Here is a 23,298-nt window from a genome sequence, read left to right as displayed (position 1 = left end):
CCCTCATAGCCGAGAGCTGATTTGCGTAGCCTGATTGCCGCCATCGAACGTATCGATCCGCTGACCATTTCCGGTCGCGTCGCTGCCGTGAATGGCCTCCTGATCGAGGCGCGCGGCGGGCTGACGCGGCTGGCGGTCGGCGCGCGCGTCGAGATCGACCGGCTGGGCCTGCCGGTCCTGCCGGCCGAGGTCGTCGGCTTCCGGGAAACCCGCGCCCTGCTGATGCCCTTTGGTCCCGTCGAGGGCGTCGCCCCCGGTGCCGAGATCCGCATCATGCCGGAAGGCGCAACGGTGCGCCCGACCAAGGCGTGGCTGGGCCGCATCATCAATGCCTTCGGCGAGCCGATCGACGGCCTTGGCCCTCTGCCCCAGGGCGAGGTGCCCTACCCGTTGAAAACATCGCCGCCGCCGGCCCACGCGCGGGGTCGGGTCGGAGAACGTCTCGACCTCGGCGTGCGCTCGATGAACGTCTTCACCACCACCTGCCGGGGCCAGCGTCTGGGCATCTTCGCCGGCTCGGGCGTCGGCAAGTCAGTGCTGCTGTCGATGCTGGCGAAGGAAGCAACCTGCGACGCCGTCGTGGTCGGGCTGATCGGCGAACGGGGCCGCGAGGTGCGCGAGTTCATCGAGGAGACCCTGGGCGAGGAGGGCCTCAAACGAGCCATCGTCGTGGTCGCAACCTCGGACGAGCCGGCCCTGACCCGTCGACAGGCCGCCTATATGACCTTGGCGATCAGCGAGTATCTGCGCGATCAGGATCTGGAAGTCCTGTGCCTGATGGACTCGGTGACCCGCTTCGCCATGGCCCAGCGCGAGATCGGCCTGGCCGCCGGTGAGCCACCGACCACCAAGGGCTATACGCCAACCGTCTTCACTGAACTGCCCAAACTGCTGGAACGTGCCGGCCCCGGCCCGATCCGGCCCGACGGCAGCACGGCGGCCCCGATCACCGCCCTGTTCACCGTGCTGGTCGACGGCGACGACCACAATGAGCCGATCGCCGACGCCACCCGCGGTATCCTCGACGGCCATATCGTGATGGAACGCGCCATCGCCGAGCGGGGCCGCTTCCCGGCGATCAATGTCCTGAAATCGATCAGCCGTACCATGCCGGGCTGCCAGTACGACCATGAACGCATGATCGTCAAAGGCGCCCGTCAGGTGATGGCCGCCTATGCCAATATGGAAGAACTGATCCGGATCGGGGCCTATCGCGCCGGGGCCGATCCCGTTGTCGACCGCGCCATCCGGCTCAATCCGGCCATCGAAGAATTCCTCAGCCAGGACAAGGACGAGGCCACCAGCCTCGATGATTCCTTCGGCCACCTGGGCAGTATCCTTGAGAGTGACCACGCATGACCAAATGGGCAGCATCCCTGATCCGGATCTCGACCCACGAGGTTGAGACCCTGCAGAAGCGACTGGCCGACATCGTCGAGCGCCGCATGGCCGCCGAGCTGCGTGTCGTGATGCTGGACGCGGAAGCTGAAGTCGAGGCCAAGGAGGCTGAGGGCTCGGCTGAAGCCGGTTGGTACATGATCGGCTACCGCGAAGGCTCCAAGCGCAAGCGCGCCGACATGATGCTGCAGATCGAGCAATGCCAGATCGAGGAACAGGGGGCTCGTGACGCCCTGTCCCTGGCCTTCGAGGCGCTGAAGAAATACGAGCACGTCGCCGAGGCGGCCAAGGTCCTGCAGCGCAAGAAGCTGGGTGTCATCGAAAACGCCCAGCTCGATGAACTGGGCCTGCGCCGTCGCGCTGTCGCGGGCGGCTAGATCCTTCTTCGCCCGTTCAGGCCTCAGGAGGCGGACGGGACAGGATCGAGGCGTGATCGGCGTCGCTGGTCTGGCGCAAGGCTCGCAGGTCTTCACTGATCCGGAAGATCGCGACATAGAACTCGCAGAACGCCCGCCACAGCAGGACCATCGCCCCGGCGACCAGCAAGCCGGCGATCAGGACGGGAAAGGCCAGCAGCAGCGAACCGATGCCGGGCTCCTTCAGGGCCAGGCCGACAGCCGCACCGACCACCGAAAAGGCAAACAGGGCGACGACGCCAAGGCCTGCCCAGTAGATCAGGTGAATCACCGGGCCCGTGACAAGGCGGTCGAAGGTCAGCAGGTCCCACAACAGGGCGCTGGTGGATTTTGTCTTCTTGACCGGAGGCATACGAACAGACCCGAAACCGGCGGGAAAACCGCCGCCTTGACGCATCGCTAGCAGCGCAAAGCCTGCTTCGCAATGCCGAGCCGGCCACAGCCCTTGGCGGAGAAAGCCTCACTTGCGACCAGCGGCCACGAGGCTCGTCCTGATCGAGGCCCTCCCGGTTAGGATCAGACCATGCCCACGGTCTTGAGGCGGGCCCGAGGATGGATCTCGTTCTGGCTCATCACCACGGTCTGGCCCCGGAAGCGCTCGATGATCGACCGCACATAGGGCCGGACCCCTGGGCTGGTCAGCAGGACGGCGGCTTCGCCTTGCAGGGCGGCACGTTCAAAGGCCTCGCGGACGCCGCGAATGAACTCCTGCAACCGCGACGGAGCCAGGGCCAGTTGCTTGTCGTCGCCCGGCCCGACCAGGGATTCGGCGAAGGCCTGCTCCCACTCGGCCGAAAGGGTGATGATCGGCAGGGCCCCGTCGTCGCCGCGATTGGCCCAGCACAGCTGGCGGGCCAGACGCGCGCGGACCTGTTCGACCAACTGGGTGACCGAGCTGGTATGGGGCGCGGCCTCGCCGATCCCTTCCAGGATCTGCGGCAGGTCGCGGATCGAGACGCGCTCCTTGAGCAGGGCCTGGAGCACGCGCTGAACGGTCGTGGCCGTCGCGACGGAGGGGATCAGGTCGTCGACCAGCTTCTTCTGGCCTTCCGGCAGGTCCTTCAGCAGCTTCTGGACTTCCGAATAGGACAGCAGGTCAGCCATGTTCTCCTTGAGTATCTCGGTCAGGTGGGTGGTCAGGACCGTGGCTGGATCGACGATGGTGTAGCCGCGGAAGGTGGCTTCCTCGCGAAGGTCGTCAGCCACCCAGGTCGCGGGAAGGCCAAAGGCCGGCTCGCGCACGTGCTCACCCGGCAGTTCGACCTGGCCGCCGCGCGGATCCATGGCCATCAGCATGCCCAGCCGGACCTCGCCGGCCCCGGCTTCCATTTCCTTGATGCGGATGGCGTAGCCCTGATTGGCCAGGCGCATGTTGTCGAGAATGCGCACCGGCGGCATGACGAAGCCGAACTCGGTGGCCAGGGTCTTGCGCAGGGCGCGGATCTGGTCGGTCAGTCGACGACCATCGAGATCATTGATCAGGGTCAGAAGGCCATAGCCCAGCTCGATCTTGACGTCGTCGATGGCCAGGGAGGCGCTGATCGGCTCTTCCTCGGGTTCGCTGGCGACGGCGTCGGCGAGAGCGGGGTTCAGGGGCGGCGGCTCCTTGGCCGACATCGCCCGGCGATAGGCCAGGAAGCCCGCGCCCAATGACAGGACGGCAAACGGGATGATCGGCATGCCGGGGATCAGTGCCATGACGCCCGAAGAGGCCGAAACCATGCCCAGGGCCACCGGGTTCATCGACAGCTGCGTGGTCAGGGCGGCATTGGCCGAGCCCTCGACCCCGGCCTTTGACACCACCAGGCCCGCCGCGATCGAGATGATCAGGGCCGGAATCTGGCTGACCAGGCCATCGCCGATGGTCATCAGCGTATAGGTGGCTGACGCCTGGCCGATCGGAATCTTGTGCTGGATCACGCCGATCAGGATGCCGCCGATAATGTTGATCGCGGTGATGATCAGGCCGGCAACGGCGTCGCCCTTCACGAACTTGCTGGCGCCGTCCATGGCCCCGAAGAAGGTGCTTTCCTGCTCCAGATCCTTGCGGCGCTGCTTGGCGGTTTCCTGGTCGATCAGGCCGGTCGACAGATCGGCATCGATGGCCATCTGCTTGCCGGGCATGGCGTCCAGGGTGAAGCGGGCGGCGACTTCGGCGATCCGGCCCGAGCCCTTGGTGACGACCATGAAGTTCACCACCACCAGGATGATGAAAATGATCACCCCGATGATGAAGTTGCCCTGCATCATCAGGTTGCCGAAAGCTTCGATCACCGCGCCGGCCCCGTGCGCCCCTTCGTGGCCATGGCCCAGGATCAGCCGTGTCGAGGCGATGTTCAGGCCAAGCCGATAGAGGGTGGCCACGAGCAGGACGGTCGGGAACGACGTGAATTCCAGCGGCTTCTTGATCAGCACCGCAGTCATCAGGATCAGGACCGATCCGGTCAGCGAAATCGCCAGCAGCAGGTCCAGCAGCATTGGCGGGACCGGCAGGATCAGCAGGACAATGATGCCGACGACGCCGACCGCCAGGCCCATTTCGCCGCGCAGAATCCCCGCCCACAGCGAACTGGCGCTGGGCATTGCACTGCTGGTCTTGGGGAGGGCCGCGTCTGCCATTCAGTGCCTGGTTCCTGTTCCGACGTCCCCGCGCATGAAGCGATTTGGGCGGGGTCGCCAGGTCCTCAATTCAACTCTGCCTGCGGTGACGTCCAACTGAGGGACGTCACCGGCAAGGGCATCAGGCGGCGGCGGAGCCCATACCGCCCTGCGGCGGCGGCACCGAAATCCCGGCGTCGCCGTACTCCTTGAGCTTGTTTCGCAGGGTCCGGATCGAGATGCCCAGGATGTTGGCCGCATGGGTGCGGTTGCCCAGGCAGTGCTCGAGGGTGTCGATGATCAGGTGCTGCTCAACCTCGGCCACGGTCGAACCGACAAAGGCGCGCGACACGGCGTCGGCGGCCATCTGGGCGCCACGGGCCACGGCGGCGTCCGGGCTGGGAGCCATGGGCTGACCGTCCGGCAGGCGGATGGCGAACTCCTCGATCTCCGCGCCGGACGACAGCAGCACCGCACGGTGCATGGCGTTCTCCAGTTCGCGGACATTGCCCGGCCAGCGATGGCCGATCAGGCGACGCTTGGCCTCGGCCGAGATCGGCTTTTCCGCCACGCCATTGGCCGCCGAGTACTTCTTGATGAAGAACTCGCAGAGGCTCAGCACATCGGCCGGACGTTCGCGCAGCGGCGGCAGGCGCAGGTTCACGACATTGAGGCGATAGAGCAGGTCTTCGCGGAATGTGCCGTCCTTCACGGCCTGGGTCAGGTCGCGGTTGGAGGTGGCGAGGATGCGGATGTCGACCTTGACCGGCTTCTGACCGCCAACGCGGTCGATCTCGCGCTCCTGGATGGCGCGCAGCAGCTTGGCCTGCAGGCGGGTGTCCATTTCGCTGATTTCGTCCAGCAGCAGCGTGCCGCCATTGGCTTCCTCGAACTTGCCGATGCGACGAGCCATGGCCCCGGTAAAGGCACCCTTCTCGTGGCCGAACAGTTCGCTTTCCAGCAGGTTCTCGGGGATGGCAGCGCAGTTGACCGAGATGAAGGGGGCCTTGGCACGCCGCGACTTTCCGTGGAGATAGCGGGCCATCACCTCCTTGCCCGAGCCGCTTTCGCCGGTGATCAGGATCGAGGCGTCGGACGGGGCCACCTGGTCGGCCAGGCGGATGACGCTCTCCATCGACGGATCGCGGACGATCATCGGGCGTTCGTCATCGGTGACTGCAGACAGGACCGCCGCGATCAGCTCCGCATCCGGCGGCAGGGGAATGAATTCCTTGGCCCCGGCCTTGATGGCGGCAGCGGCGCGCATCGGATCGGCGTCGACCCCGCAGGCCACGACCGGAACGCGGATGCGCTCGGACTCGTTGGCCGCGATGAGGCCCGCGATATCCAGCGAGTAGTCGACCATCAGCAGGTCGGCCCCCTGGCCCGCCCGCAGGGCATGGGTCGCCTGCTCGATCGTCTCGACGTGCGAGACCTTGGCCCCCGTGTTCATCGCCATTTTCACGGCGACCGAGAGCTGTCCGTTCAGTTTACCAACGACGAGAAGCCGCATGATCCTGTCCTCCTTGACGCGTCAGGCTCAGCCCGCCGCGTCGCCGTCCTTGATGATTTCCGTCATGGTCACGCCCAGGCGTTCGTCGACGACGACCACCTCGCCCCGGGCCACCAGCCGGTTGTTCACATAGATATCGATGGCCTCGCCGACCTTGCGGTCCAGTTCGAGGATGCTGCCCTGGCCCAGCTGCAGCAGCTGGGCGACGGACATGTGGGCGCGGCCGAGCACCGCCGAGATATTGACCGGAACATCGAACACCGGTGCCAGGTCGGAAGCGATCTTGTCGGCGATCTCGACGGGCATTTCCGAGGCCAGCATCTGGCCTCCGAACTCGTCGAGCGTGAGATTGTCTTCGGACATGGCAGTCAGCTTTCGCTAGCGGGAAGCAGGGGTTCGGCGTGGAGTCCCTCAGCGGCGATAGCGGCCTCAAGGGCTTCGGCGACCCGACGGGTCGCCTCGTCTGGATCAAAGGCGGCGCGGCCGTCGCCCCAGTCGAAGGTGAAGGCAGCGGGCGGCATGCCGCTGTCGGCCCGCGCCACGATCTGGCCCGGGAAACCAATGGCATGGGCCGTTTCTTCGAGCGCAGCCTGGGTCCGTTCGACCAGGTCCTGGGACACCCGGACGGTGATCCTGGGCTGGGCCTCGACTTCACGGGCCAGAGCCACCAGGGCGGCGCTGGCCGGTGCCTCGGGGAAACGTTCGAGGGCGGCGTCAGCGATCTTGCGGCCTGCAGCAAGAGCCAGCATGGCCGATCCCGAGCGATGTTCGTGGGCCACGGCGGCGAGGGTCGAGAACGCCTCCTGAACGGCACGGGAGATGTCTGCCAGGGCATTGGCGGCGTGCTGCTCGGCCCGGGCCACCGCCGAGCGCTCGCCCTCGGCATAGGCCAGGGCCTTGGCGGTCTCGACCTCCTCCGGCGTGAAGCTGCGCTTCACCTTCGGAGCCTGATAGGCCACACCGCCGCCGTCGTCGAAGACGGTGTCGAAGGCGAAGCGCTTGTGGGGGATGTCGGTCATGTCGCCATCCGCCTCAGTAAATCAGCTCGTCGTCGCTGCCCGAACCGGCCAGCATGATTTCGCCCTTGGCGGCCAGGTCCTTGGCGACCTGGACCATGGCGACCTGGGCCTGGTCGACGTCCTTCAGACGCACCGGACCCATGCTTTCCATGTCCTCGCGCATGATCTTGGCGGCGCGTTCCGACATGTTGGAGAAGAACATTTCGCGCAGCTTGTCCGAGGCCCCCTTCAGGGCCAGGGCCAGCTGCTCCTTGCTGGTGGCGCGCAGCAGGGTCTGGACGCCACCCGGATCGAGCTTGGACAGGTCCTCGAACACGAACATCAGGGCCCGGATGCGCTCGGCCGCTTCGCGGTTGCGCTCTTCCAGGGCGGCGATGAAACGCGCCTCGGTCTGACGGTCGAAGTTGTTGAAGATCTCCGCCATCATCTCGTGGCTGTCGCGCTTGGACGTGCGCGCCAGGTTCGACATGAATTCGTTGCGCAGGGTCTGTTCGATCTTGTCGAGGATCTCGCGCTGCACAGGCTCCATGCGCAGCATGCGGGTGACGCATTCGAGAGCGAAATCTTCCGGCAGCGAGGCCAGCACGCGGGCCGCGTGGTCGGACTTCACCTTGGACAGCACCACGGCCACGGTCTGGGGGTATTCGTTCTTCAGATAGTTGGCGAGCACCGCCTCGTTCACATTGCCCAGCTTGTCCCACATGGTGCGACCCGCCGGACCGCGGATCTCCTCCATCAGGGCATCCACCTTTTCAGGCGGCATGAAGGATTGCAGCAGGCGCTGGGTCTGTTCGTAGGAGCCCATGATCGCGCCGGTCGAGCTCATGCCCGACACGAACTCGACCAGCAGTTCTTCCACCACCGTGGCCGAAACCGTGCCGAGGCCGGCCATGGCCTGGGAGACTTCCTTGATCTCCTCGTCGTCCAGGGCCTCCCAGATGCGGGTGTGATCTTCACCCAGCGACAGCAGCACGATCGCGGCCTTTTCCGGGCCGGCGAGCTTGCTCACGTCATTGATGGACGCCTTCATCGCCATCAGTTCGACTCGTGCAGCCAGGTGCGCAGGATGGCCACCGACTCGTCAGGATGTTTGTCGACGAATTCGGAGACCCGCTTGATCGAGGACGCCTTCACCTGGCCCTCGATCTTGGCGATGTCGATGCGCTGATCGATGTCGGCACCCATGGGACCGGCGATGGCGATCGGCTCGCCGGCCTGGTCGATGATCACTTCCTGGGTCGAGCCGTCGGAAAGGGTGACCATTCGGGTGACCTGGGGCGCGCTCATGACGACCTGAGTGTTGGCACCCGGGGAGGCCATGCTGTTCAGGAAGGGTCGGACCGCAAACAGCAGGATCATGATGGCGACGATGCCCAGGACCGCCAGCTCGGCGATGCGCATGATGTCGTTCTTGCCGAAGCTCGCCAGCAGGCCGGCCTTGTCCAGGGCCTGATCCTCGGGTTGCGGGAAGCGGATATTGGTGACCTTGACCTGGTCGCCGCGGGCGGCGTCGAAGCCGATCGCCGTCTTGACCAGATCCTCCAGCTGGGCGCGCTCCTCCTCGGTCCGCGGCGTATAGGCACCGGGCTTGCCGTCCTTGCCTGCGGGCGCGGTGACGCCGTCAATCGCCACAGCCACGGCCAGCTTCTTGATGGTGCCAGGCTCGGTAACCTCAGTGCGGACCGACTTGGAGATCTCGTAGTTGGTGACGCTCTCGTTATTGCCCGAACGCGACCCAAGCTGCTGGAAACCATTGGCTCCGCCGCCGCCCGGAATGTTCTGGGCCGCAGTGGTGCCACCGTTCTCGTCGCCCTTCGTTTCCTGGCTGTTGGCCTCGTTGGTGCTCTCCGAACGGATCACCTGGCCCTCGGGATCGAACTTTTCTTCCTGGACGGTCACCCTGTTCAGGTCGAGTTCGGCGGTGACATTGACGCGGGCCTTGCCCGGACCGAGAACGCCTTCGATCATGTCCTTGACGGTCTTGGCGATGCGGGCCTCGACCTCGGACTTGCGATCCTGCGCCATCTGACCCGCCAGGCTCTCATCGCTGGCCGCTGTCAGGGTCTTGCCGTGCTGGTCGATGACATTGACCTTCTCAGGCTTCATGCCCGCGACAGAGCCGGCGACCAGATTCTGCACAGCCCGCACCATGTCGGCCGAAGGCTCACGGCCACCCGTCCCAATGGTCACGGCGGCTGAGGGCTGCTCGGCATCCTCCTCGAAGAGCTGGCGCTTGGGCAGGACCAGGTGCACGCGCACCGAATTGACGCCCTGCCATTCCTTGATGGTGCGCTCCAGCTCGCCCTGAAGAGCGCGCTGACGGTTCAGCTGCTGGACGAAATCGGTCTGGCCCAGGGCATTGTTGCTGTCGAAGATTTCATAGCCAATCGAGCCGGAGGTCACGAGGCCCTTGCCGGCGACCAGCAGGCGGGCCGAGGCCACCTTGTCGCGGGCCACCATAATGGTCGATCCGTCGCCCTTGGTTTCATACTTCACGCCGGCCTGGTCCAGGGCCTGGGTGACTTCCGACGCTTCCTTGAGGTCGAGGTTGGAATAGAGGAGCTCGGTCGGCTCCTTGCCCATGAACATGACCAGGGCGACGAGAATGGCCACGACACCGGCGCCCACGCCGATCAGAGCGGCGAGACGGCCGACGCCGAACCTCTGTATCGCGCTCAGAAAGCTATCCACTCAGGCCAATCCCCCAGAAAGCCACCCCGACGGGGGACAATGGCGTCGGTGGCCCTGAAGCCGCCGTCGCTAGGCAGGATTTACCCAGTCCAAGGTAAACGAGGCGTTTACATCTGAGCGCTCTTCCGGGATGCCCGGGCGCCAAAACGTCGCGGCCGCGCCCCGGGAGGGGCGCGGCCGCTGAACGTATCAAGCTGGCCCTCCAACCGTTAATGGTCGGAAAAGCCATATCATTCAGGCCCGCCGGCTAGCGGTACTGCTGAAGCCGGGTGGTCCGCAGACCCGCCAGGCCGTGTTTGTCGATCGATTGCTGCCAATTGAGAAATTCCTCATTGGTCAACTTGTACCGATCGCACGCTTCATCAAGCGAGAGCAGGCCACCGCGAACGGCGGCGACTACCTCGGCTTTCCGCCGGATTACCCAACGCTGGGTTTCCGGAGGCGGCAAGTCGGAGAGAGTCAGAGGCGCGCCGGTCGGACCGATCACGTACTTCTCACCCCGGCTGTTCGTGCGCTGCTGCTGCAACATGGCTTTACGCCTTTCCCACAACCATCACTGTTGAAGGTCACTATAGGCGCCAGCCAATAACAGCGGCTTAATTCCAATAGTAAAGAAATGCCTAAACACCAGGCTTCTCCGTAAAGTCTTTAGTGTGCCGATGTGGAACACGGCCATTAAAGCAAGTTAATACCTATAATTATCGCTTAATGCTCAAGAGCTCCTCGAGCATCTGGTCAGCTGTAGTGATGATCTTCGACGAAGCGGAGTAGGCTCGCTGGGTCGTAATCAGTCCGGTGAACTCAGTGGACAGATCGACGGTCGAGGCTTCCAGTGTCGAAGGGGCGATTTGACCAGCACCGCCCTGGTTCGGGGTCTTGAGGCTGTAGGTGCCGCTTTCGTTGGTCACCCGATAAGCATTGCCGTTGACGCCCTTCAGACCGTTGGGATTGGAGAAGGTGGCGATGGCGACCTGGGCGATCCGGCGCGTGACGCCGTTGTCGAAGATCGCCGAAACATAACCGTCCTCGTCGACCTCTATATTGGTCAGGTTGCCGAAGGCCGTACCGTTGGTGTTGACCGACTGCACCACCGACTGGCTGTTGAACTGGGTCAGGCCGCCGGCGGCGTTGGCCAGATCGATCTGCAGGGTCTGGCTGTCGATGCCCAGGGCGTCCGACCAGCGCGGCGCAGCGGTGACGACTGCGGTGTCAGATGCACCGATGGTGATCGAGGTCGGGTTGGTGCCGTTGAACAGCGTGCCGACCGTGGCCAGCTTGCCGTCCGTCGTGAAAGTGATGCGACCCGAGCTGATCTGACCATTGGGGACATTGTCCAGGTCACCCGGCTTGGTGCGCAGCTCGGCATACCATTCGTTGGGGGTATTGCTCTTGAGCAGGGAGAGAATGAGGGTCCGCTGACCGCCCTTGGAATCGGAAACCGGGACCTGAATTTCGAAGTCCGGCTTCACGCCCGTCGTGGCGTCCAGGGCGTAGGCAGACATTGAGTTGGTCGTAGCATCGTAAAGATTACCCGACACCAGGTCCGCATCCGTGGCCAGGCCCAGGGAGGCTGCCGTCACAGTCGGAGTGCCTGCACCGGTGCCGCTGACGTCGATCGGCAGCGTGGCGAGGATGCCGGTGCCCGCCGTCATCGCGCCGGCGGCATAGGTCGCCGTGCCGGTGCCGACCAAGACGCCCGCCTTCTTGATCTCTACATCATAGACACCGGCCGTGGCTGTCGGTGAATAGGCGACGGCATAGCTGTTGGTGGCGGCGGCGGAGTCCGTGACGGTGGGCTTGGTAATGCTGAACTTGGACTGAGCCGACAGGGGCTGTTCCGAGCGCAGATTGGCGTTGATGGCCGCGCGCGTGGTCTTCTCCGCCGTACCGCCGACCGAGCCCACATTGATCGACGACAGCTGGGTGAGGTCCGACGGATCGGGAGTGATGTCGCCCGTCACCGGGTCGGCCAGCCAGCCCTGCAGATAGAGACCCGCATCGTTCTTGAGATAACCTAGGTTATCGAGCTGGAACGATCCTGCGCGGGTAAAGGAACGGGTATCCGTTGCGGTCAGGTCTTCCGGCTTTTCGGTCGCGACGAAAAAGCCGGAACCTGAGATCGACAGATCGAGGTTTGAAGTCGAAGACTGGGTCAGGCCCTGCTGGCTGATGAACTGGTGGGTCAGGGCCTTCACGCCGCCGGCGCTATAGGTCGAGTTCTTGCTCTGGGCCGTGACCAGGGTCGAGAAATTGGCAGTGCTGCGCTTGTAGCCCACCGTGTTGACGTTGGCGATGTTGTCCGAGATCGCGGCCAGAGCGGACGAGTTGGCGATGAGGCCCGAGACGCCCGAAAGCATGGCGCTGTTGATGCTCATGACGAAGTTCCTGCGTTGACTGTCAAATGACTGAAGGGTTCAGCGCGGTTTGCGTTTGGGCCCAGCGGAAGGCATTTCCGGGGTGAGCCGCGTCGGCGTCATTCTGACGCCCGGTGCATGGGATGGGGGTTAGGCCGCCTTGGCCGGGGGGTTGGTGACGCCAATCACGGAATCGACCGGATATTTCGACCCGCCGATGGTCACCATGTTGACGCCGCTCTCATTGGTGATGGCGGTAACGATGCCGTCGATGCGCCCCTTGGACGTGGTGGGAATCTTGCTGCCGTCGCCATCGAGGGCGGTGATCTTCAGGCTATAGGTTCCGCCGGCGGGCTGGGCCGTGCCGTCTGTGCTTCGGCCGTCCCATTCAAGCGTGTGACTGCCCTTGGACATATCCTCGGGCAGCAGGGTGCGGACGGTCTTGCCGAACTTGTCGACGATCTCGATCTTTACGCCGGTGGCGCTGCGGCTCTGATTGTAGGACCAGGTCGCCGCACCATCCTTCAGGACGGCCTTGTCGGTCTCAACCGTCACCTGCTTGTCCATCATCGTGACGGCCTGGGACATGCCGCCTTCGTTCATGCCCACCAGAGCGGCCAGCAGGTCATTGGTGACGAGCTGCTGCTCGACGCCGGTCATCTGGACGATCTGGCCGGTGAAGGCATTGGAATCCATCGGCGACAACGGATCCTGGTTCTTCATCTGGGTGGTCAGCAGCTTGAGGAAGGTCTCCTTGCTGCTGGCCAGGGTGTTGCGCGAATTGTTGATCTTATCGAGCGTCGCGTTGGAGCCCGTAACTGCGGCAGTCGCCATGGCGGGGTCTCTCTCTAAATTCTGATGTCCAGACCGCTGTCAGGCGTCACACGGAGCCCGGGGAGCAGATCTGAAACGGATGCAAGGGGAGCGTCGTCGTTCTGGGCGGCCTGGAAGGCCTTGCCGGACCAGGCCCGGCGGCCGTCTTCACCGCCGTTGAAGCTGAAGAAAGCGTTCTGGCCCGACTGACCGCCCTGGCTCGAGACATCGAAGCGCAAGGCGTTGTCGGCGATGGTGAAGCCTGCCTGCGAGAGCGCCTGACGCAGCTCATTGGCCTTGCCGCGAAGTTCGGCGGCGGCCTGAACGGTGTCGAAGGCCATGGAGGCGGTCAGGGCACCGTGGCGGCCGATCTCGATGCGGACATCGACCTTGCCCAAGCCCTCGGGGGTAAGGGCCACGTCGAACCGGGTGGTCCGGGCGTCGAGCTTCTTGAGAATTTCAGCGGACAGCTGAGCCACTGTCTCGGGCGAACCACGGGTCTCGGCACGCTGGGCCGGTGCCGCGGCAGCAGCACTGCCCGTCGACGTCGTCGAGGTCGGGGCCAGGATCGGCGCCTCAGGCGTCGCAGCGGCGTCATTGGCAGCTGTGCCGACGACCTCGGCAGCAAGATCGCCCTGGCTGCTATTCTGACCTGTCCCGCCCTGATCGGAACCGTCTTGATCCGTAGGGGCACCGGCCTCTACGCCGGCGATCATGACGGGTTCTAGCTGTTCATGCCCCCCTGGCATGGCGTCATTCGGGCCCAACGCTGCCGTCGCGACCTTGATCGCGGGTTCGGCTGCGGATTGGGCGACGACAGGCGCGGAGTCTGCAGCTGTTGCGGTGGCGAGCTCGACGGCTGATGTGGCCTCGAGGGGCGCGGAGTCGATGTCGGCCACGGCGGCGATGACGACGGGCTCGGCCTCAAGCGTCACATCAATCTGAGCCGCCGAAACCGCCACAGCGCCCTGGGCGGACGGTGTAGCGGGGCTCGGCTTAGGCGTCGTCGGTGCCGCAAGTGCTGCGACATCGACCCCGGCATCACTCGCCGCTATCGGCGCGTCCAGCAAAGCCTCTTCGGGAATCTCGATCGCGGCCGTCGCAGTGGAGTCTGGCGCGGGAGCTTCGACCTCTGCGACAGGCAAGGCCGTAGCGGCCAGATTCAGGGTCGGCGCGCCAACCGAAACCGGCCCGACCTGGGCTGCGGCATCCGGGGCGGTATCGGAGGCCAGGACTGGAGTCTGGGTGAGGGCTGCGACAGTCTCAATACCGACTTGAGGTTCAGCGCCTTCGGCAAGGGCCGACACCAGGGACACCTGAAGCGGCGCGACCACTCCGAGGTCGGGCGGGGTTTCAGCAGCAAAGGTTTGCTCGGCGGGCGGGACCATTGCCGCGACCAGCATGGCCGCAGCCTGGGCTGCGGCATCAGCCAGGGCGGCTTCATCCGAGCTCTTGCTCCCGGCCTCGTCTCCGTCCTCGTCTGGGGCGGCGGTCCTGACCTCTTCAACACTGGCCGCCACACCTTCGGGCCGGTCAACCGTATCCTTGCGTTCAGCCCGGTCCGCGGATCGGTCTTCCGGCTTGCTCGCAGCACGATGCGGGGCCGGCTTGGCCGAGATCGGATCGTTTGTTGCCGTCACCACGGCCAGCAGCGCGTCGAAGCCCTGGTCCATAACCAGAGCACCAGCGCCCGGCCCGGGACTGGGTGTTGGTAGAGCGGCGTTGGCGGCGATCACGGTCATTCGTGGCCTCGGTCCGATGCGATCGGCGGTTCATGACGAACACGCCTGTATCCGAAACCCCTTCAGCAACCGTCGGGCCAAGTGGTCATATCACCACTATCTTATTGAATTTATTGTCTTTAATGCCTTGTTTACGACTTCAATTTGTCGGCCTGCGGCGCTTTTTGCCGAGTCGAATGCGGTTGTGAGGGGCGTGGCTTGCCGCGTCGCCCGGTCGCGCCCCCACTTGGCATCCTCCTTGCGCAACACCTCCTGCCGAACATCCGGCGCTTGGAACAAAACGCCATGAATTTCAGTGGCTTGGCATATATCGAGGGCTATGACCCCTCCCCCGCCCGGCAGTTTTCGCCGGGCAAGGGCGCGTCGCGAGGTTCGCGGATTGCCGGGCTGTCCGGAGTCTTCGCATGTCTTTGAACTCGGTCATGAACACGGCGAGTTCCGGGATGATGGCAGCCCAGACGGGTCTGCGCGTCGTCTCGGACAATATCGCCAACGTCAACACCGCAGGCTATGTCCGCAAGACGATCAGCCAGTCGAACCAGATTTCGAACGGCATGGGCGTCGGCGTCAGCATCGATGCCATCAAGCGCGCTTCAGACCGCTTCCTGCAATCGGCAAGCCTGAACGCTGTTTCGGACTCCGGCCGCGCCTCGGCCCTGGCCAGCTCCCTGAACACAGCCCAGAACCTGTTTGGCGATCCCAGCGGCGACAATAGTTACTTCGGCACGCTGGACGCAGTTTTCGCGTCCTTCTCAAAGGCTTCGGACGACCCGTCCTCGAGCCTGCTGCGGACCCAGGCCCTGACGCGGGTCGATGATTTCCTCGGCGAGTCGAGCCGGATCACGGCCGCCCTGTCCAACCTGGGCAAGGACGCTGATAACCGGATCGTCTCCGACATCGAGCGCGTCAACGACCTGCTCAAGCAGATCAATACCCTCAATACCGACATCACGCGCGCCAAGGTGGCCGGGGCTGACGGGACGGGCTCCGAGAACGTGCAGAGCGGCCTGATCGACGAGCTGGCCCGCATGATCAACATCCAGGTCAGCCAGCGCCCCAATGGCGGCGTCATGGTGCGCTCGACCGAAGGCCTCAGCCTGGCCGGCGACGGCGTGGCGGTGATCTCCTATCAGAAGTCCAGCACGGCGACGGGCTTCCTGCAGTGCATCCAGGCCAATGGCGGCGACATTCCGGTGGCGCTCAACATTTCCAGCGGCGAGTTGAAGGGCTTGCTGGACCTGCGCAACACCGAACTGCCCGGCCTGTCCGACCAGCTCGGAGAGTTCGTCACCCGCGCCTCCGAGGAACTGAACCGCGCCTCAAACGCCTCCTCGTCGGTGCCGGCACCGTCATCCCTGACAGGTCGCAATACCGGCCTGGACGAGGCTACGGCCCTTGATCACTTCACCGGCAAGACCACCATCGCCCTGACCAGTTCCAGCGGCGTGATCCAGCGCGAGATCGAGATCGACTTCGATCTGGGCACGATGACCGTCAATGGCGCAGCGGGCCCCAGCTTCACCAATACGAACTTCATCACCCAGCTGAATACCGCCCTGGGCGGCCAGGGCACGGCCTCGTTCGGCAACGGGGCCCTCAGCCTCAGTGCGACGGGCAGTAATGGCGTGGTGGTCGCCGATGACCCGACCACGCCCTCCAGCAAGATCGGCAAGGGCTTCAGCCACTATTTCGGCCTCAATGACATCGTCCAGACCAAGGGCTTCTCGCCCTATGAGACCGGTCTGACCGCCAGCGATCCGCACGGCTACACGGCCGGCGATGTCATTACCCTGCGCCTGACGGACACCGAGGGCGGTCGCATTCGCGACGTCAACATCACGGTGCCGGCTGGCACCACGATGCAGGACCTGATGGACACCCTGAACGTCCGCAATGGCGGCGTCGGCCTTTATGGAACCTTCGCCCTCGATGCCAAGGGCGCGATGAATTTCACATCCTATCCGGGCTCGACCGTTACCCTGTCCGTCGCGTCGGATGACACTGAGCGGGGCATGGGCGGCCCCTCGATCACCCAGCTGTTTGGCGTCGGCCCCACCGAACGCGGCACCCGGGGCGAGCGCTTCATTGTCAATCCCACCATGGACCAGGATCCTGCTCGCATTCCCTTCGCCAAGCTCAACCTTTCGGCTGCCGCTGGCGTGATTGCCCTGGCCGTCGGCGATGGACGCGGTGCCATGGCCCTGGCCAAGGCCGGCGACACGACCGCCGACTTCGCCGCTGTGGGCGGGGCCTCGGCGATCAAGACCAGCCTTTTGCGCTATGCCGCAGACTTCAGTGGTTCGATTGCCCGCAAAGCTGCCGCCGCCGAAAGCCGCAAGGACGCCGCCGAAGCGGTGGCCATCGAGGTCGGCACCCAGCGCAAGTCGGAAGAGGGGGTCAATCTCGACGAGGAGCTGATCAACCTCACCACCTATCAGCAGGCGTTCAACGCCTCCGCCCGCCTGATCCAGGCAACCAAGGACATGTACGATGTCCTGACCAATATGATCTGAGGCTGACCGATGACCCGCGTCTCAACCGGCTCCAACTACAGCGTCATGACCAGCAACCTGATGCGCGCCCAGTTGCGCCAGAACGTGCTGGGCGAACAGGTCGCCAGCCAGAAGGTCGCCAATGACCTGAAGGGCTATGCCAAGAACGCCGAGGTCCTGACCGCCATGCGCAGTGCCCAGGCCAAGATCGACGGCCTGATCGATCAGACCAAGCTGGTCGCCAACCGCCTGGACATGCAGGACACCGGCATCGGCCAGGTGGCCGACGGGATTCAGAAGGGGCGTGCAGCGATCGAGAATGCCATGGCCGCTGGCGGCGCGACCTTGATGCAGCAACTGGAAGCGGCGTTCAGCAGTGTCACCCAGGGCGTGAACACCAAGTCCAATGGCCGCTATGTTTTCGCCGGTGCCCTGACCGATACGCCTCCGACCACGGCCGGATCGCTGTCTGATCTGACCGCCGCAGCGTCGACGGCCGATCTCTTCAAGAACGACGACTATATCGCCACCAACCGCATCGACCAGCAAACCACCGTCAAGACGGGTGTGCTGGGCGACGACCTGGGGACCAAGGCCTTCGACGCCTTCAAACAGGTTCAGGCCTATGTGGAAGCCAATGGGGCATTCAGCAGCCCGCTCACCAGTGCGCAGCACACCTTCCTGCAAGGCATGGTGGCCACCTTCAAGGACGCCCATTCCGACGCGCTGGGCATCCAGGGCAAGAACGGGCTGGTGCAGAAACGCTTCGAGAACGCCGGTGTCGAGCTGAAGGATCAGGCCGACACCCTGACCGGCATGGTCGGTGGCATCGTCGATGTCGACATGGCCGAGGCCGTCACCCGCCTCGAGGCCGCCCAGATGGCTGTCCAGGCCGCCGCCCAGGTGTTCTCCAGCCTGCAGGCTTCTTCCCTGCTCAATGTGCTGAAATAGGGCCAACCTCGCAAAACGGCCGTCGAGGCGCTATATGGCCGCGATGGACGCCGACCTTTCAGCTCATGACCTCTCCGATCGCGCCGTCGCGACGGCCCGCGACGCGGTAGGCCTTCCCGCCGGCGCGCGCGTGGTTGTGGCCATGTCGGGCGGAGTCGACTCCACGGTAACCGCCGCCCTGCTCGCCCGCGCCGGCTATGACGTGGTCGGCGTTACATTGCAGCTCTATGACCATGGCGCAGCCATCGCCAAGAAGGGCGCCTGCTGCGCGGGCCAGGACATCATGGACGCCCGCATGGCCGCCGAGCGCATCGGTATCCCGCACTACGTCCTCGACTATGAGAGCCGGTTCAAGGAACAGGTCATCGAGGAGTTCGCCGACGCCTATCTGCGTGGCGAGACGCCGATCCCCTGCGTGCGCTGCAACCAGACGGTCAAGTTCCGCGATCTGCTGGACGTGGCCCGCGACCTGGGCGCCGAAGCCATGGCGACCGGCCATTACGTCCAGCGTGGCTACCGGGAAGGCTCGAACCGACCGCAACTGCGCCGGGCCGGCGATCCGGCCAAGGACCAGAGCTACTTCCTGTTCGCCACCACCCGCGAGCAGCTGGATTTCCTGCGCTTTCCGCTGGGCGACATGCCCAAGAGTGAGGTGCGTCGCGTCGCCGCCGAACTGGGCCTGGCCATTGCCGACAAGCCGGACAGCCAGGACATCTGCTTTGTGCCCGAAGGCAAATACACCACGGTGATCGACCGCATCCGCCCGCACGGCGCGATCCCGGGCGACATCGTGCACATGGACGGCCGCGTTCTCGGCCGGCACGAGGGCGTCACCCGCTACACCATCGGCCAGCGCCGCGGCCTGAACATCGCCGTCGGTGATCCCCTGTTCGTGGTCCGCATCGACGCCGACAAGCGCCAGGTGATCGTCGGCCCGCGCGAGGCCCTGCTGACAGCCTCGCTGGTGCTCAAGGACGGCAACTGGCTGGGCGGCCAGGACAGTCTGGAAGCCGCCGCCGAAGCCGGCCAGCCCGTGCTGGCCCGGGTCCGCTCGACCCGTGAACCGGTACCGGGCCGTCTGGCCATGGTGGACGGCGACCTGCGTGTGGTGTTCGACACCCACGAAGAGGGCGTCGCCCCGGGTCAGGCCTGCGTGCTCTATGACCCCTCCGATCCGGAGCGGGTGCTGGGCGGCGGGTTCATCGCCAGCACAGTGCGGGTCGAGCTGGCCGCTTAGAGCGGCAACTGCACCGTGCTCTTGACCTCTTCCAGCACAGCATAGGTCCGCGTCTCGCGCACGCCGGGCATCTTGACCAGGATGTCGCCCAGGAAGCCGCGATAGGCCTCCATGTCGCGCACCCGGGCCTTGATCAGATAGTCAAAGCCGCCGGCGACCATGTGGCATTCCAGGATCTCGGGCGCGCGGCGGACGGCGGCGGCGAAATCGTCAAAGACCTCGCCGGTCGTACGCTCCAGCATGACCTCGACGAAGATCAGCAGGGCACGGTCGACCTTGGCCGGATCGAGAAGGGCAGCATAGCCGGTGATGAAACCGCGCTCGCGCAGGCGGCGCACGCGGTCGAAGGTGGCCGCTGGCGAAAGATGGCACTGCTTGGCCAGCTCGGCATTGGTGATGCGGCCATCGGCCTGCAGAACCTTCAACAGGCGGCGATCGGTGTCATCAAGAGCGGAACTGGCCATTTGCACCTTTTCTCGAAGATTGTTCGTAGAATTGTCACATAAAGCAAAGCACATTCAGAAAACATGCGGCTATACCACACACCGTCCTAGCCGGTTCCGCACCGCCGTTTCTCCAGACGGCGCCCGGAGCCCCCGAAGACCCTGTCTCCGCCTGATTGGGGACACCAGTGGCACCTTTCCCCCAGGGTGCCGCCGAGAGCGGAAGGGACGCGCGTCTCCCCCCCAGTCGCGTCCCTTCCCACCTCTCCCCTTCCCAACGCCCCTTGCCAGGGTCAGTCTGCCGACAGGCCCTGCGCCGTCACGCCGCCACGCCGCCAGGCATCAAGTCTGGAGTAAAACTGTCATTAGGTGCTGTTGAAGTGAAGTTTCTACGGCTTCAATTCCCCACAAACGAAGCACATTCGCTTCAGGCCTACATATACCGTTGATCATCATTCCACCCGAAGGGTAAGCGCATGACCGACTGGGACAGCCTCGACAACGGCAAGTACCGCGACGAAGCCGCCGTGATCAGCGATCTTCTGGCCGCCGCGCCAATGACCAGCGAGGATCGCGCCGTCGTCCGGGCCGAGGCCGAGGCTCTGGTCAGGGGCGCGCGCCGCAGCGTTCGCAAGCAGGGTGTGGTCGAAAGCTTCCTGCAGGAGTTCAGCCTCGGCACCCGCGAAGGCCTGGCCCTGATGTGTCTGGCCGAAGCCCTGCTGCGCACGCCTGACGACGATACCCGCGACAAGCTGATCGCTGAAAAGATCGGCTCGGCCGACTGGGCCTCGCATCTCGGTGGCAGCGACAGCCTGTTCGTCAATGCCTCGACCTGGGGCCTGATGCTGACCGGCAAGATCGTCGAGCCCGACGACCAGGCCCAGAAGGACCTGCCCGGTTTCATCAAGAAGATCGCCGGCCGCCTGGGCGAGCCCGTCATCCGTGCCGCCGTCGGCCAGGCCATCCGCATCATGGGCGAGCAGTTCGTGCTCGGACGCACCATCGAGGCGGCCATCAAGCGCGCCGCCGGCGATGGCGACATCTGCAGCTTCGACATGCTGGGCGAAGGTGCCCGCACCGCCGCCGACGCCGCCCGCTATGAGCAGTCCTATGCCGACGCCATCGAGACGGTCGGCAGGCTGTCCAACAATGCCGGTCCCGAGGCCGGTCACGGCGTGTCGGTCAAGCTGTCGGCGCTCTGCCCGCGCTATGAGGCCACGCAGGAAGCCCGGGTCTGGGACGAGCTCTATCCGCGCGTTCTGCGCCTGGCCCTGATCGCCGCCCGCTACAACATCAACTTCACCATCGACGCCGAAGAAGCCGACAGGCTGGCCCTGTCGCTGAAGCTCCTGGACCGCCTGTGCCGCGAGCCGGACCTGGGCCCATGGACCGGTCTGGGCCTCGCCGTTCAGGCCTATCAGAAGCGGTGCCCCGAGGTGATCGCCCGTCTGTCGGCCCTCTCGCAGGACACCGGCCGCCGCCTGATGGTCCGCCTCGTGAAGGGTGCCTACTGGGACAGCGAGATCAAGCGCGCCCAGGTCGCTGGCCGCCCAGACTATCCGGTCTATTCGACCAAGCCGGCAACCGACCTGTCCTATCTGGTCTGCGCCAAGGCCCTGATCGCCGCCGCGCCGCACCTCTATGCCCAGTTCGCAACCCATAACGCCCATACCCTGGCGGCCGTGGTGCGCATGGCCAAGACCGCCGGCGTCAAGATCGAGCATCAGCGCCTGCATGGCATGGGCGAGGCGCTCTACAAGGCCGCCGATGACCTCTATGACGGCATCACCCTGCGGGCCTATGCCCCGGTGGGCGGTCACGAAGACCTCTTGCCCTATCTGGTCCGCCGCTTGCTGGAGAACGGGGCCAATACCAGCTTCGTGCATGCCCTGCTCGACGAGCGGGTTCCGGTCGAAAAGGTCGTGGTCGACCCGATCGACGCCGTTGAGGCCCATCCCGACCGCCACGCCAAGATTCCGACCCCGCCCAAGGTCTATGGCGACCGCCGTCAGAACTCCGCCGGGATCGACCTGTCCGTCCTGGCCGAGCGCGAGCGCCTGAGCGCCGCAGTGACGACCCTGGACGCCGCGCCGCTCTCGGCCGGCCCTCTGGTCGGCGGCAAGATGTCGGCCGGCGCAGCACCGCAGCCCGTGATCAGCCCCTCGGACGCCGGTCGTGTCGTCGGCGTGGTCTCGGAAGCCCAGATTCCCCAGATCGACCAGGCCTTCAAGCTGGCCCGCGCCGCGCAACCGGCCTGGGACAAGGCGGGCGGGGCCGCTCGTGCCAAGGTGCTGCGGGCCATGGCCGACGCCCTGGAAGCCAATATCGACCCCCTGATCGCCATCCTGTCGCGCGAAGCCGGCAAGACCCTGAGTGACGGCATTGCCGAGGTCCGCGAGGCCGTGGACTTCTGCCGCTACTATGCGGTGCTGGCCGAGGATCAGTTCGGCGACGGCGAGGTCCTGAAGGGCCCGGTGGGCGAGACCAACGTCCTGCGCCTGGCCGGCCGTGGCGTCTTTGTCTGTATCAGCCCCTGGAACTTCCCCCTGGCCATCTTCACCGGTCAGATCGCGGCTGCCCTGGCCGCGGGCAATGCCGTGCTGGCCAAGCCTGCCGAGCAGACCCCGCTGATCGCCATGGAAGCGGTGAAACTCTATCACGCTGCGGGCCTCGACCCGCGCCTTCTGGCCCTGTTGCCCGGTCGCGGCGAAACCGTCGGCGCGGTGCTGACCGCCCATGACGAACTGGACGGCGTGGCCTTCACCGGCGGCACCGACACCGCCTGGCGGATCAACCAGACCCTCGCCCAGCGCCAGGGCCCGATGGTACCGTTCATCGCCGAGACCGGCGGCCTCAACGGCATGTTCGTCGACACCACCGCCCAGCGCGAACAGGTCATCGACGACGTCATCGTCTCGGCCTTCGGCAGCGCCGGCCAGCGCTGCTCGGCCCTGCGTCTGCTGTTCCTGCCGCACGACACTGCCGACCACATCATCGACGGCCTCAAGGGGGCCATGGACGCCCTGACTCTGGGCGATCCCGCCCTGGCGACCACCGATGTGGGTCCGGTCATCGATGCCGAGGCCAGGGACGCGCTCGACAAGCACCTGGTGCGCCTGAAGCGGGAGGCCAAGGTCCTGCACGCCCTGAACGCTCCGGCGTCCGGCACCTTCTTCGCGCCGGTCATGGCCGAGATCCCAGCCGCCGACTTCCTCGAGCGCGAAGTGTTCGGCCCGGTCCTGCACGTCGTGCGCTACGCACCAGAAGACCTGGAACAGGTGGCCGGTGCCCTGGCGGCCCGTCGCTACGGCCTGACCCTGGGCATCCATTCGCGGATCGAGAGCTTCGCGGCGGATGTCCAGCGCCTCGTCCCGGCCGGCAACACCTATGTGAACCGCTCGATGACCGGCGCAGTGGTCGGGGTCCAGCCGTTCGGCGGCGAAGGCCTGTCGGGCACCGGTCCCAAGGCCGGCGGACCCCACGCCCTGCTGCGCTTCGCAGTCGAGCGGGCGGTCAGCATCAACATCACAGCCCAGGGCGGCGACCCGGCGCTGCTGAACCTTTAGGCGCGCCGGCCCGTCCCCGGACGGTTGTTCGCGTCGTTAAGACACGGCATGGTCCTCCGGCGCGC

Annotated in this window: 18 protein-coding genes; 6 read left to right on the top strand and 12 right to left on the bottom strand. The window is 65.3% G+C overall.

Features of this window, described 5'->3' with window-relative positions:
- The first annotated feature begins 21 nt into the window (after window positions 1-21).
- Both fliI and ACW17U_RS02625 read left to right on the top strand, forming a co-directional pair.
- Window positions 22-1,359, top strand: coding sequence for a flagellar protein export ATPase FliI (gene fliI / locus ACW17U_RS02630; RefSeq protein WP_492054733.1), 1,338 nt, complete (start codon window positions 22-24; stop codon window positions 1,357-1,359).
- The gene (locus ACW17U_RS02625) at window positions 1,356-1,775 is read left to right on the top strand and encodes a flagellar export protein FliJ (RefSeq protein WP_492054732.1); all 420 of its coding nucleotides are present in this window, start codon (window positions 1,356-1,358) and stop codon (window positions 1,773-1,775) included. The genes fliI and ACW17U_RS02625 overlap by 4 nt, the downstream gene beginning before the upstream one ends.
- Before the next feature lie 16 nt (window positions 1,776-1,791).
- Here the strand turns inward: ACW17U_RS02625 and ACW17U_RS02620 are convergent, their stop codons facing one another.
- From ACW17U_RS02620 to ACW17U_RS02570, 11 genes are all read right to left on the bottom strand, one after another.
- On the bottom strand, window positions 1,792-2,211 hold the full coding sequence (locus ACW17U_RS02620) for a DUF4282 domain-containing protein (RefSeq protein WP_166504255.1): 420 nt from the start codon (window positions 2,209-2,211) through the stop codon (window positions 1,792-1,794).
- 119 nt (window positions 2,212-2,330) lie between these two features.
- Window positions 2,331-4,433 carry a flagellar biosynthesis protein FlhA gene (flhA, locus tag ACW17U_RS02615; protein WP_492054731.1) on the bottom strand — a complete coding sequence of 701 codons (2,103 nt, stop codon included), beginning with the start codon at window positions 4,431-4,433 and terminating at the stop codon, window positions 2,331-2,333.
- 121 nt (window positions 4,434-4,554) lie between these two features.
- The gene (flbD, locus tag ACW17U_RS02610; protein WP_062148699.1) at window positions 4,555-5,925 is read right to left on the bottom strand and encodes a sigma-54-dependent transcriptional regulator FlbD; all 1,371 of its coding nucleotides are present in this window, start codon (window positions 5,923-5,925) and stop codon (window positions 4,555-4,557) included.
- Between the two features lie 27 nt (window positions 5,926-5,952).
- Window positions 5,953-6,288 (bottom strand): flagellar motor switch protein FliN, encoded by a 336-nt coding sequence (gene fliN / locus ACW17U_RS02605; RefSeq protein ID WP_062148702.1) that lies wholly within the window; start codon window positions 6,286-6,288, stop codon window positions 5,953-5,955.
- 5 nt (window positions 6,289-6,293) lie between these two features.
- Window positions 6,294-6,944: a FliH/SctL family protein gene (locus ACW17U_RS02600; RefSeq protein WP_062148705.1), complete on the bottom strand. Its 651-nt coding sequence runs from the start codon at window positions 6,942-6,944 to the stop codon at window positions 6,294-6,296.
- A gap of 13 nt (window positions 6,945-6,957) precedes the next feature.
- Entirely contained in the window at window positions 6,958-7,980 is a 1,023-nt protein-coding gene (fliG, locus tag ACW17U_RS02595; protein ID WP_062148708.1) for a flagellar motor switch protein FliG, read from the bottom strand.
- Window positions 7,980-9,635, bottom strand: a complete 1,656-nt coding sequence (gene fliF / locus ACW17U_RS02590) for a flagellar basal-body MS-ring/collar protein FliF (protein ID WP_062148712.1) — start codon at window positions 9,633-9,635, stop codon at window positions 7,980-7,982. The genes fliG and fliF overlap by 1 nt, the downstream gene beginning before the upstream one ends.
- Window positions 9,636-9,882: 247 nt before the next feature.
- Window positions 9,883-10,164 (bottom strand): CtrA inhibitor SciP, encoded by a 282-nt coding sequence (gene sciP, locus ACW17U_RS02585; RefSeq protein WP_062148715.1) that lies wholly within the window; start codon window positions 10,162-10,164, stop codon window positions 9,883-9,885.
- A gap of 169 nt (window positions 10,165-10,333) precedes the next feature.
- Complete coding sequence (gene flgE / locus ACW17U_RS02580) at window positions 10,334-12,010, bottom strand: flagellar hook protein FlgE (RefSeq protein WP_492054730.1); 1,677 nt, start codon at window positions 12,008-12,010, stop codon at window positions 10,334-10,336.
- Window positions 12,011-12,139: 129 nt separating this feature from the next.
- A complete protein-coding gene (locus ACW17U_RS02575; RefSeq protein WP_062148721.1) occupies window positions 12,140-12,823 on the bottom strand; it encodes a flagellar hook assembly protein FlgD in 684 nt (227 codons plus the stop codon).
- Between the two features lie 14 nt (window positions 12,824-12,837).
- Complete coding sequence (locus ACW17U_RS02570; protein ID WP_492054729.1) at window positions 12,838-14,544, bottom strand: flagellar hook-length control protein FliK; 1,707 nt, start codon at window positions 14,542-14,544, stop codon at window positions 12,838-12,840.
- A gap of 404 nt (window positions 14,545-14,948) precedes the next feature.
- Here ACW17U_RS02570 and flgK point away from each other — a divergent pair, with 404 nt between their 5' ends.
- From flgK to mnmA, 3 genes are read left to right on the top strand one after another with little or no spacing between them, the layout of a single operon-like run.
- Window positions 14,949-17,057 (top strand): flagellar hook-associated protein FlgK, encoded by a 2,109-nt coding sequence (flgK, locus tag ACW17U_RS02565; RefSeq protein ID WP_062148726.1) that lies wholly within the window; start codon window positions 14,949-14,951, stop codon window positions 17,055-17,057.
- Between the two features lie 9 nt (window positions 17,058-17,066).
- Window positions 17,067-17,987: a flagellin gene (locus ACW17U_RS02560; RefSeq protein WP_062148728.1), complete on the top strand. Its 921-nt coding sequence runs from the start codon at window positions 17,067-17,069 to the stop codon at window positions 17,985-17,987.
- Window positions 17,988-18,021: 34 nt separating this feature from the next.
- A complete protein-coding gene (gene mnmA / locus ACW17U_RS02555; protein ID WP_492054728.1) occupies window positions 18,022-19,224 on the top strand; it encodes a tRNA 2-thiouridine(34) synthase MnmA in 1,203 nt (400 codons plus the stop codon).
- Here the strand turns inward: mnmA and ACW17U_RS02550 are convergent.
- Complete coding sequence (locus tag ACW17U_RS02550) at window positions 19,221-19,688, bottom strand: Lrp/AsnC ligand binding domain-containing protein (RefSeq protein WP_062148734.1); 468 nt, start codon at window positions 19,686-19,688, stop codon at window positions 19,221-19,223. The genes mnmA and ACW17U_RS02550 overlap by 4 nt on opposite strands.
- Before the next feature lie 455 nt (window positions 19,689-20,143).
- On the opposite strand from ACW17U_RS02550, the gene putA reads away from it, so the two are divergent.
- A complete protein-coding gene (gene putA / locus ACW17U_RS02545) occupies window positions 20,144-23,233 on the top strand; it encodes a bifunctional proline dehydrogenase/L-glutamate gamma-semialdehyde dehydrogenase PutA (protein ID WP_492054727.1) in 3,090 nt (1,029 codons plus the stop codon).
- Window positions 23,234-23,298 lie beyond the last annotated feature (65 nt).

The sequence above is a fragment of the Caulobacter sp. AVps16 genome (assembly GCF_058681455.1).
Note: the sequence above shows the minus strand (reverse complement) of the source record. Positions and strands in the feature narration are given on the sequence as shown.